The sequence below is a fragment of the Flavobacterium piscis genome (assembly GCF_031457575.1).
In the GTDB taxonomy this organism is placed as follows: Bacteria; Bacteroidota; Bacteroidia; order Flavobacteriales; family Flavobacteriaceae; genus Flavobacterium; species Flavobacterium piscis_A.
In genome coordinates this window covers 163826-174725 of the sequence record NZ_JAVDWQ010000011.1, presented here as the reverse complement: position 1 = coordinate 174725, position 10900 = coordinate 163826, and the positions used below count along the sequence as shown (strand labels likewise).

The window sequence follows — 10900 nt, the reverse complement described above, 5'->3', positions numbered from 1 at the left end:
AAGTTTTTAAGATTTTGTATGGAATTATTAAATAAAGAGTGTTTTAAACTTGAATAGGCTTCAATTAAATAGGAATGGATCTCACCCTTTTTTTTTATGGCTATCAACTCGTATTTTAATTCGTTTTGGAATAAATTAGATTCTATTATGGCTGGATTTTTTTCATTGACTTCAATTTCATAAAATTCAAAATCGTCTTTTTCAGTTTTAGTAAGACTTTCCCAATTTACAACTAAGTTGTCAGAAATGCTTTTATTGGCAAACTGATTTAGTTTTAAATCGTTTTTTAGTTGGTTTGTAATTGAGGTTGTTGATCTGTTTTCTACATCGTCCTTAGTACAAGAAAAGAGCATTAAAACAAAGAAAAGTCCTAAAAAATGGAGAGGGGCAAACAAGCTTATTTTCATCGTATGGGTTTAAATTATATTACTATTTTTATTACATCAACGTATTTGAAACTTAAACAAAAGGAGTTTATAAATAAAACACCCATTTTAAGTGGATTTTAATTTAAAAAAATCAAATAGCCTCAAACCCTAATTTTTCTCTTACTCTATTCAAAACACCATCTGCAACAACAGAAGCTTTTGCAGCACCTTTTTTCAAGAGCGTATCAACTTCTTCAAGATTATTGATGTAGTAATTGTATTTCTCTCTTTCGGTTTTAAAAGTTTCGGTAATTAACTCAAACAAAGCTTGTTTAGCATGACCGTAGCCATAATTGCCTGATACATAATTGACTCTCATTTCGGCAATTTGTGTTTCACTTGCTAAAAGCGAATAAATAGCGAAAGCATTACATGTATCGGGATTTTTTGGATCTTCAAGTGGCGTGCTGTCGGTTTCAATACTCATTACTTGTTTGCGTAATGCTTTGTCATCCAGAAAAATATTGATTATATTATTCGCAGACTTACTCATTTTTCCGCCATTGGTTCCCGGAATCAGCATGCTGTCTTCCTGAATTTTAGCTTCCGGAAGCACAAAAGTTTCACCCATTTGATGATTGAAACGAGATGCTACATCACGTGTGATTTCTAAATGTTGCAATTGGTCTTTTCCAACCGGAACAAATTCAGCATCATACAACAAAATATCTGCTGCCATCAGCATTGGATAGGTAAAAAGTCCTGCATTTACATCATCTAAACGATCTGCCTTGTCTTTGAAAGAATGTGCCAAAGTCAAACGCTGGAACGGGAAAAAACAACTCAAATACCAGGATATTTCAGCAGTCTGAGCTACATCAGATTGTCTGTAAAATGTAACTTTATCAGGGTTTAAACCACAGGCAAGCCATGCAGCTGCTGTGCTGTAAGTGTTTTCGCGTAATGTTTTACCATCCTTTATTTGTGTAATCGAATGTAAATCAGCAATAAACAAAAAAGTTTCGTTTTCCGGATTGTTTGATAATTCGATTGCAGGAATAATTGCTCCCAATAAATTGCCTAAGTGTGGCGTTCCAGTACTCTGAACACCGGTAAGTATTTTTGCCATTCTAGTTTTTTCTTATTTCTTAACCGCAAAGTTCGCAAAGTTTTTCGCAAAGCCTGCAAGGTTTATTTTTTTCTTGTGCAAAAATTAGAAAGTTTTCTAAAAGTTCTCTGAGATTTCAGGTTTTATTTTCAGAAATGTCTAAATATTCTAAAAATCTAATGGTCTATAAATCTAAATTCACTTCTGTTTTATTACATTTGAATCTATGAAAGGAATTAAAATTGTTTTTTGGGTCTTATGGCGCATTTGGTTTTATATCTTAATGGCTATTCCGATATTGATTATGTTGCCATTTTTACTGGTTTCTATTATAACCGAGAGTGGGTACCCGTATTTCTTTAAAATGGCCAGAATTTGGGCTAAATTCATTCTTTTTGGAATGGGCTTTTATTATAAAATCGAACGTCTGCAAAAGCTTGAAAAAGGAAAAAGTTATATGATTGTAGCCAATCATACCTCAATGACCGATATTATGCTGATGTTGGCAGTGGTGAGAAACCCATTTGTTTTTGTTGGAAAAAAAGAGCTTTCAAAGATTCCATTATTTGGATTTTTCTACAAAAGAACCTGTATTTTGGTCGATAGAAATTCATCCAAAAGTAAAAATGAAGTTTTTAAAAGAGCACAAAACAGGCTGAATCAAGGACTTAGTATTTGTATTTTTCCGGAAGGAGGCGTTCCTTATGATGAATCGGTTTTGTTGGATGAGTTTAAGGACGGTGCTTTTAGGTTGGCTATAGATCATCAAATTCCGATTGTACCGATTGTTTTTGCAGACAATAAAGAACGATTTTCGTATACTTTTTTAAGCGGAAGCCCAGGAAAAATGCGAGGTAAAATCTTTAATTTTATTGAAACGAAAGGGCTGACAGGTGAAAACAGGAAAGAACTTCGGGATCAAACAAGACAATTGATTTATAAGGGATTACTCGAATTTAAGAATGAAAAATTCAAAATATGATTTATATTAAACCCGACAAATTTTTTAAGTTTGTCGGGTTTTCTTTTGAACTAAAACCCCTTTTATATTCAAAATCTTATCTGTGAATTATTTTTTCCGAGATAAATCGTAATACTTTTTTAAATCGCAATCTGGTTATTTTTCGGTTTTTATTCAACAATACTTCTATTTTCTCTTTCATGACTAAAATATTAATAGTTGATAATTAAAGTTTGATTAGAACTCCGGTTATAATATTAAGAGAGCTAAAGAGATAAAAGGTTGCGTAAAAAAAGTAGAAAATTCTTAAAACAGTAAAAGTCCGTTAGCACCTAAATTAAAACTAACAGACTTTTATTGAACCAATTAACCAAAATTTATTCTAAAAACTTTGAATTAGTATTATGGCGAATACTAAATAAAAAAGTCATGTCTATTTACAAGATGCAACTTTTTTAAAATGGTTGCGTCTTTTTTAAAATTTTAGATATAAAAAAACCGACAGCTAACTAAATCGTGTCGGGTTTGTGAAACAAAGTCTTCTATTTGAGGAATTTTTATTGGTATCAGATTATAGTTTACAACTATGTGTTTTAGTGTATTTTACCTTAGTTTCAAAAAAAATATTAGCCACAAATTATACAAATTAATTAGTGCTAATTCGTGTAATTCGTGGCTAATAAAAGTGTTGCAGCCTTGTAGACTTTCTGACTGCCAACCAAATCTATGCACTTCAGTCCATAGGAGTGGTTTATTTTTTTAAGCGTTAGCCAATTCTTTGATATGTGCTTTAATTTTAACCTCTAATTCGTCAGCTAATTCCGGATTATCTTTAATTAAAGATTTTACTGCGTCCCGACCTTGTCCTAATTTGGTCTCTCCGTAGCTAAACCAGGATCCTGCTTTTTTAACAATATCAAATTCAACCGCTAAATCTAAAATTTCACCGGTTTTAGAGACTCCTTCTCCGTACATAATGTCGAATTCGGCAGTTTTGAAAGGCGGAGCCACTTTGTTTTTAACGACTTTTACTTTCGTTCTGTTTCCGATAACATTTTCACCGTCTTTAATTTGAGAAGAACGACGAATATCTAAACGAACAGAAGCGTAAAATTTTAATGCGTTACCACCTGTTGTTGTTTCAGGATTCCCAAACATTACACCAATTTTCTCTCTCAACTGGTTGATAAAGAAAACTGTACAATTTGTTTTACTGATTGTTCCGGTTAATTTCCTTAAAGCCTGAGACATTAAACGTGCATGAAGACCCATTTTAGAATCTCCCATTTCACCTTCAATTTCGCTTTTTGGAGTCAAAGCAGCTACAGAGTCAATTACTACAATATCAATTGCGCCAGAACGAATCAGGTTTTCAGCAATTTCTAAAGCCTGCTCACCGTTGTCCGGCTGTGAAATGATCAGGTTTTCGATATCAACGCCTAATTTTTCGGCATAGTTTCTGTCAAAAGCATGTTCAGCATCTATAAAAGCAGCAATTCCACCTGCCTTTTGAGCCTCCGCAATTGCATGTAATGTTAATGTGGTCTTACCAGATGATTCTGGTCCGTATATTTCAATAATTCGTCCTCTGGGGTAACCATTTACTCCAAGTGCTAAATCAACACCAAGAGAACCTGAAGAAATCGTTTCAACTTCTACGATGGCTTTATCCCCCATTTTCATTACGGTTCCTTTTCCGTAAGTTTTATCAAGTTTATCAAGCGTAAGTTGTAGCGCTTTTAATTTGGCATCTTTCTCTGAACTCATCTTTTCTTTGTCTTTTTCTTTCATCTAAATTTTTATAATTTTTTTCTCTTTCAAAGCAAACCAGGAATATTAATAACTTCCTGATTTAGATTTCTATGGGCTTGTAATTTTGTAAAATTAGTTCTTTTTTTTGAAGTAGCAATTAAATACAACCTCTTAAAAAGTAAGATTTTTAAGATATAAACAAAGCCTTTAATTCTGTTGCTTCTGAGGGTTTTATTTTTCCTGCTAATAACAGACTTAATTGCTTACGACGTAAGGCTGCATCAAAACGTTGTTTTTCCAGTTCTGTTTCAGGTTCAATTGCGGGAACTTCAACTGGTCTCCCGGTATCATCAACGGCTACAAAAGTATAAATAGCTTCGTTGGCTTTGGTTCTGTTTCCTGATTCGCGGTCTTCTACCCAAACATCGATAAAAACTTCCATAGAACTTTTAAAAGATCTTGACACTTTTGCTTCAACCGTAACGACGCTTCCTAATGAAATGGCCCTGTTGAAAGCGACATGATTTACAGAAGCAGTAACCACAATCCGGCGTGAATGTCTTCTGGCAGCAATACTGGCTGCGCGATCCATTCGGGCTAAAAGTTCGCCACCAAAAAGGTTATTTAAAGGATTTGTTTCGCTCGGTAAAACTAAATCGGTTAAAATAGTTAGAGATTCTGAAGGGTGTTTTGGATTCATTTTTTAATGTAAAATTTTAATTTGCTGTCCGCTAAAGCGAACAAATTTATTGGTCTCAGATATAGTTACAACTAAGTACTTTCAGTGTCTTTTGCTTTAGCTTCTAAAAAATGTTAGCCACAAATTACACAAATTACTTCAAATTAATTGGTGCTAATTCGTGTAATTTTAATTTATGGCATATTTTAATTCAGCCAATAAACAGCCATAACAGCTGGTATAAAATAGATAACAATGGTTCTGGCACCATCATAATCTTTCGCTAAACGTTGCCCGAAAAGCATCATTAACAAAGTAATGCATGAAAATAAGGCTCCGTAAAAACCAAACTCACGACCACTATTTGTGAATAATTGAATAGCACCAACGACACATAAAATCCCTGAAATTAATTCTAAAATTAAAAGATGAAGTAAGGCGGGTGGTACCTGGCTTTTCAATATTGTTTTGGCAAAATGTTCTTTAAGCCAGTTAACATTATCTTTCCAGTAAAAAATTTTCTCATAGCCTGATTGTAAAAAAGTCAGGGCTAAAAAAATCAGAATTAAAATTGAGGCAACATTATTCATTTGAAAATTATTTTTTATGAATTAAACGAGTCAGTTTTATAGATAAATCCGTTAGAATTATTTTTGCATTTCCATTTCTTTCAATGTGATACATCGCATCAGAAAGTTCTTTGAAAATATCGTGAATGTTATTTCCGTTTACAAAAGGCGCAAAATTTTCTAATTTAAATTTATCAACTTTCGGTTCAATATAAACCAGTGTTGGAGCCTGATAATTAAGCAAAAGTGCCTGACGGAACATTTCGATACAAAACTGGATAAATTTTTTCTGGCTTTCACGGCCTAAGGCAGCGATTTCTTCGCTCCAGGAAATTAGATCCTGAATTGCGGCTGCATTTCCTTTTGCCCTGAAAGCTGCCCGGACCCAATTGACAAACCATTGCTCAAACGGATATTCAGAATCATCTTCTTTTAACAGAGACATTGCTTTATTGAAATTTCCCTGAGCCTGATGTGCAATTTTTTTGGCTAAGTTTGAATCGATATTTTCCTGAGAAACCAGTGCTTCTGCAATTATTTTTTCTGGTAAACCATTAAAATGAATGACCTGACATCTAGAGCGTATGGTTTGTATAATATCTTCTTCATTTTCAGAAATGAGAATAAAAATGGTTTTATCTGACGGTTCTTCTAAAAGTTTCAATAATTTATTTGATGCCGCGATATTCATTTTATCGGCCATCCAGATAATCATGATCTTATACCCCCCTTCATACGATTTTAACGAAAGGGATTTTAAAACTTCCTGTGCGTCTTCGACCCTAATTTCACCCTGTTTATTTTGAACACCCAAAATTTTATACCAGTCAAATAAACCTCCATAAGGCATTTCCTGAATAAAAGTTCTCCAGTCCTGAATAAAATCTAAACTCTTAGGTTTTGTTTTAACATCTTCGGTCGTTACCGTTGGATATATAAAATGTAAATCGGGATGCGAAATATTTTTAAATTTTAAATTACAGGCATCATTACCATTGGAGTTTTCATCACCAGTATTACTGCACAAAATGTATTGTGCATAGGCAATAGCTGTTAATAATGTACCACTTCCCTCAGGCCCAATAAATAATTGTGCGTGCGGAATGCGCCCGGAAGCTGCACTGTTTATCAAGTGGTTTTTAATGTAATCCTGACCTAAAATTTGTGAAAATTGCATGAAGCAAAGATAGAAGAAAATGACGTAGTCAAAAACTTTGTAAAAAAAGATTATTGATGCTGTTGATTATCAATACAAACTGCTTTATTTTAATTGTCAAGTTTTTCTACATGGAAATTGTTTTGAACATAAATCGAGGTTTTTTTGTTAATAGTTTTTTAGATAAGAGTGTAAACCCGGTTTTTTTTTCGTTATCATTATAGAGAATGTAGTCGCTATGATGAAAAAAAAACGATAAAAATCCTACAATGATTAACTTTAACAATTTTAAAAAAATCTATGTGAAAGCCTGTTTTTTCTGGAAACATTTAAATATTTTAAGTTTTTTTTAAGCTTTTGCAGAAAAAAAAATATATTAAAGTTGCAGTTTAAGTTAATTTATATATTTTTGTTTTCATCAACAACAAATTTAATTAAGAATTTATGAAAGGGAAAATTATTTTTTTAAGTGTATGTTTTTTATTGACTACAGGTGCCATTTGTGCACAAGCTAAAAACGCTCCTCGAAGTATTATTAGTACAACAGCTCTTATTCGTAAATACCATGATCAAAAAGAATTAAGTGGTATGCAAAAAGGAGAATTGTTGGAATTATACATCGAGAGAATAAAAGTATTAGTTAAAACCCTCCCTTACATTGCGTTGGTTACTAAACCCGGGGTAACTATGGCCGATTTAGGTATTCCAGACGATAATGAGCATAAAAAAGTTTTAGAATCTCAGGCACTGGGTACATCAACATTCTTAGATACAACTGTTGAATTCCAAAGAAAAATGATGCCTTATTCTGATAAATCAAATTTAGTAGCCGCTATTTTGTTTTACGAAGGAACATTGAAATCTTTACATGAATTTAATGAATTAAATGATATGTAATTTAAGATATTTTTTAGTCTTTACATTATTATTTAAACAACTCATTTCCGTACAATTCTGATTTTGAAAAGAACTTGAATGAGTTTCTTAATATTTACGCATACCCAAATTTATTATTAACCTAATACCTTTTTACCATGAAAAAAATTACTCAAATTACAAGCATAATCATTCTTTTGATTGTTACCAATGTGAGTGCTCAACAAGAAAAAGGAATCATGGGCTACAACAACTGGTTAAACAACTGGACTGAATTTAAGCCTAACAAAGTTGACTATGGAGAAGCAAACCAAATTTTGGCTGGAAACATTTCTGTAAACACTAAGTTACTTAAGAGAAACATTTATGTTTTGCAAGGCAATGTATATGTTACTAATAATGCCGTTTTAACTATTGAACCAGGAACTTTGATTATTGGTGATTTTGAAACTAAAGGAACATTAGTAGTTACAAAAGGAGCCCAGATTATAGCTGATGGTTTAGAGACTGACCCAATTGTATTTACTTCAAACCGAAGCATGAAAAAAGCAGGTGATTGGGGAGGAATAGTAGTACTTGGTGATGCTCCTACAAACAAATTTGGAAACGTAGGATCTTATAATCTGGATCTTGATCCTTCGCTTACTACTTATGGAGGTGATAATGTTGCTGGAAATTCAGGAATTTTAAGATTTGTCAGAATTGAATTTGCCGGAAAAAAAGTGAAAAATGCCGGAAGTTTCAATGGATTAACAATTGCAGGTGTTGGAAACAAAACCATTCTTGAAAACATTATGGTGAGTTATTCAGCAGGAGATTCATTCGCTTTCTTTGGTGGTGATCTAAATGCTACAAAATTGGTTTCTTACAAATCAATCAATGATGATTACAAATTTACTCAGGGAGTTCAATGTCGTCTTCATAATTCATTGGCGGTAAGATCTTCATATTTATCAAGTAATAAAGACGGGTCACGTTGTTTTGAAGTTAATTCTTATGAGAAAAAAAATGAGACCGATTTTACCAAAAAAGCAACTTTAGTTGTTGCTTCAAATATTACAATGATTAATGATAGCGAAAACATCAATGCCGATATTCAATCAGGATTGATTAAAGAAGCTATTTACATTAGAGAGAATGCTTCACTTGAAATCAAACGTAGCGTTATTTCAGGATTTAATCCTGCAGTTTTATTAGATAGCAAAACTGAAATTAATGATGCTAATCTTAAAAGAATTAAATTCGAGGAAATGTATTTCAACTTATGTAAAGGAAACATTTTTACAGAATATAATTCTAACAATGAAGATTTAGAGAGCTGGTATGGTAATAGCGTATTCTTTAATGTTTATTCACAAAGTGATAATAAAGAAACCTTTATCGATATCTTTAATCCAAAAAAACCTGATTTCAGACTTCAATTAGGAAAAATCACAGCTTCTAGTGGTAATAGATAAATATTTAGATTTTTATTTCAAAGCGTAAATTTTATTAATAAAGTCCCAGACATAATTTAAGTTATGTATGCGTTTTTGTCAGGACCCAAATAAAGATCAAAACACAATGGCCCCAAACATTAGAAAATATATTATTTATACAATATTTTTGGTTTCTCCTTTATCGCTAAGTTTATTTGCTCAAAATACAATTGAAAAATCTAAAAATTCAGTTGAAGGCAATATTATAGAACAAGCTTTTGGCAACCAAAATCCAATAACGACTATCGAGTCCGTTAATCATTTAGGTAATTCTAAACAGTTTATAGTAGGGCTATCCATCCCCAAGGGTAGCTTTACTATAGAAACTGCCGGAATTAAAAATCTGATCTCTGCCGTAAAAGAAAAATCATCAGATAATATTGCAACTTATTCTGCTTTAGCAAAGGATATTATTGAAAACTATAAATACGATTTCTCTGAAACGTTTATTGATATTTTATTTTTTGAAGATATAGACTTAGCCAGAATTCGTACTATATGATTAAAAAAACTACTCTGTCATTACTTAGATTTATTCTTCTTTGTAGTATTTTTTTATTTGCTAAAACTAATTTGCATGCACAAACAGTAATAGTACCACAACAGTTTGATGGTCTGGAAAAGCTGTGTGCAGGTAATTTTTTTAATGAATTTAATGCAACATTTACGTATTTGAATTTTCCTTCCGGTACCACTTTTGTACTTGAATTATCAGATGCTACAGGAAGTTTTACAAATCCCATTGCAACAACTATATTGCAAACTATTGATGTTTCTCCTTCGCAGCAAACAATAAAATTTGCTGTGCCTAACAATTTAACAGGATCTGATATATATAGTTTGAGAGTGAAAGCTTCAACCGGATATGTTAGTCCGACGAGATTTAAAAACTCTTTGGGAAATACTTCTTTCCCTGCATTTTATAAAGAGTATGAGAATTCATTTTTTATAAATAATAAGATCGAAAATGCGATGATTTGTTCAGGAGGAAGTCTTACTCTTTCTGTGTATAATGAAACTCCTGAAGTGCAAAATTCTTCACCGGCTAATTATTCAAATATTAAATATAAATGGTTCAAAGATGATGTAGTTATTGCTGGACAAAGTTCTAGTACATTAACTGTAAATGCTGTCGGTAAATATTATGCAGAAATTGATTATGGGGAGTGTTCAGATGTTAATTTTAGCTCAAACCGTGTTACAGTTACAAGTTCAAGTTCAGGATCTGCTGTAACTGTGGATTCCAGTTTGGGTAATCCTTTTTGTTCAAATGGAGTAGGAACTGTCCTAACTGCAACTTCAGGAAATAGTTACATTTGGAAAAAAGACGGTGCAGTAATTACAAATGCTACTAATCGTACCTATAGCACTAATCAATCCGGGCTTTATAGCGTAGAAGTTGATTTTGGCGGATGTAAAGCTACAGGAAATATCAACCTTAGCAGCAATAGTTTTGAGGCTAGTATTGATGTTGCTGACGAAATTGAACTCCAGGAAGGCGAAACGGTAAGCGTTACCGTAACAGATGATGCTTCAAATCCAACGTATGAGTGGTATTTAAATGGGAACATTATTTCCGGAGCAACAACAGATACTTATTTAGTTGCTATTAAAGGTAATTACAGAGCAAAAATTTCTCAGGCATCTGGCTGTATATCTTCAAAAGAATTTAGCTTTAAGGTTAATGGTCCTTCTTCACCAACTGCTGTTATTGCTAATATTATAAAAATGGAAGGTTCTAACCCGTATTGGAATATCCCTGATATCTATAAAAATGAAAATACCAAAGTCATCATAATAAGTTCAAACGGAGAAAAGGTTTTAGATGTTGTCAATTATCAAGGGGATTGGCCACAGACAGCAATTGATATTAAAAATGTAAATCCAGTATATTACTATGTTATTCAAGGCGATGCAGGTGAAAAAAAAGGATCAATAACGGTGCTGAAATAA

11 protein-coding genes are annotated in these 10900 nt (G+C 32.5%); 5 read left to right on the top strand and 6 right to left on the bottom strand.

The window, feature by feature from the left end:
- Both J2W48_RS16070 and trpS read right to left on the bottom strand, forming a co-directional pair.
- Positions 1-407: hypothetical protein (locus J2W48_RS16070; protein ID WP_310282673.1), on the bottom strand; the 407-nt coding region annotated here is incomplete at its 3' end.
- 112 nt (positions 408-519) lie between these two features.
- Positions 520-1497: a tryptophan--tRNA ligase gene (gene trpS, locus J2W48_RS16065; protein ID WP_310282672.1), complete on the bottom strand. Its 978-nt coding sequence runs from the start codon at positions 1495-1497 to the stop codon at positions 520-522.
- Positions 1498-1702: 205 nt separating this feature from the next.
- Here trpS and J2W48_RS16060 point away from each other — a divergent pair, with 205 nt between their 5' ends.
- Positions 1703-2458, top strand: coding sequence for a lysophospholipid acyltransferase family protein (locus J2W48_RS16060; protein WP_310282670.1), 756 nt, complete (start codon positions 1703-1705; stop codon positions 2456-2458).
- Between the two features lie 738 nt (positions 2459-3196).
- Here the strand turns inward: J2W48_RS16060 and recA are convergent.
- The 4 genes from recA to J2W48_RS16040 all read right to left on the bottom strand — a co-directional run bounded on the left by recA (position 3197) and on the right by J2W48_RS16040 (position 6614).
- Entirely contained in the window at positions 3197-4204 is a 1008-nt protein-coding gene (gene recA / locus J2W48_RS16055; protein ID WP_310282676.1) for a recombinase RecA, read from the bottom strand.
- Between the two features lie 172 nt (positions 4205-4376).
- Positions 4377-4889, bottom strand: a complete 513-nt coding sequence (locus J2W48_RS16050; protein ID WP_310282668.1) for an acyl-CoA thioesterase — start codon at positions 4887-4889, stop codon at positions 4377-4379.
- Between the two features lie 185 nt (positions 4890-5074).
- Positions 5075-5458 (bottom strand): DoxX family protein, encoded by a 384-nt coding sequence (locus J2W48_RS16045; protein ID WP_310282666.1) that lies wholly within the window; start codon positions 5456-5458, stop codon positions 5075-5077.
- A gap of 7 nt (positions 5459-5465) precedes the next feature.
- Complete coding sequence (locus tag J2W48_RS16040; protein ID WP_310282664.1) at positions 5466-6614, bottom strand: DNA polymerase III subunit; 1149 nt, start codon at positions 6612-6614, stop codon at positions 5466-5468.
- 423 nt (positions 6615-7037) lie between these two features.
- On the opposite strand from J2W48_RS16040, the gene J2W48_RS16035 reads away from it, so the two are divergent.
- The 4 genes from J2W48_RS16035 (at position 7038) to sprC (ending at position 10900) form a co-directional block, all read left to right on the top strand.
- Positions 7038-7490, top strand: a complete 453-nt coding sequence (locus tag J2W48_RS16035; RefSeq protein WP_310282663.1) for a hypothetical protein — start codon at positions 7038-7040, stop codon at positions 7488-7490.
- Positions 7491-7627: 137 nt separating this feature from the next.
- Positions 7628-8926 carry a hypothetical protein gene (locus J2W48_RS16030; RefSeq protein WP_310282662.1) on the top strand — a complete coding sequence of 433 codons (1299 nt, stop codon included), beginning with the start codon at positions 7628-7630 and terminating at the stop codon, positions 8924-8926.
- Between the two features lie 106 nt (positions 8927-9032).
- Positions 9033-9449 (top strand): hypothetical protein, encoded by a 417-nt coding sequence (locus tag J2W48_RS16025; RefSeq protein WP_310282661.1) that lies wholly within the window; start codon positions 9033-9035, stop codon positions 9447-9449.
- A 71-nt stretch (positions 9450-9520) separates the two neighbouring features.
- Positions 9521-10900, top strand: a complete 1380-nt coding sequence (gene sprC, locus J2W48_RS16020) for a gliding motility protein SprC (protein WP_310282660.1) — start codon at positions 9521-9523, stop codon at positions 10898-10900.

Coding starts and splice junctions, on each gene's coding strand:
- J2W48_RS16045 (WP_310282666.1), bottom strand. CDS start 5,458: ATGAATAATGTTGCCTCAATTTTAATTCTGATTTTTTTAGCCCTGACT.
- recA (WP_310282676.1), bottom strand. CDS start 4,204: ATGAGTTCAGAGAAAGATGCCAAATTAAAAGCGCTACAACTTACGCTT.
- J2W48_RS16035 (WP_310282663.1), top strand. CDS start 7,038: ATGAAAGGGAAAATTATTTTTTTAAGTGTATGTTTTTTATTGACTACA.
- J2W48_RS16030 (WP_310282662.1), top strand. CDS start 7,628: ATGAAAAAAATTACTCAAATTACAAGCATAATCATTCTTTTGATTGTT.
- J2W48_RS16025 (WP_310282661.1), top strand. CDS start 9,033: ATGGCCCCAAACATTAGAAAATATATTATTTATACAATATTTTTGGTT.
- J2W48_RS16040 (WP_310282664.1), bottom strand. CDS start 6,614: ATGCAATTTTCACAAATTTTAGGTCAGGATTACATTAAAAACCACTTG.
- trpS (WP_310282672.1), bottom strand. CDS start 1,497: ATGGCAAAAATACTTACCGGTGTTCAGAGTACTGGAACGCCACACTTA.
- J2W48_RS16050 (WP_310282668.1), bottom strand. CDS start 4,889: ATGAATCCAAAACACCCTTCAGAATCTCTAACTATTTTAACCGATTTA.
- J2W48_RS16060 (WP_310282670.1), top strand. CDS start 1,703: ATGAAAGGAATTAAAATTGTTTTTTGGGTCTTATGGCGCATTTGGTTT.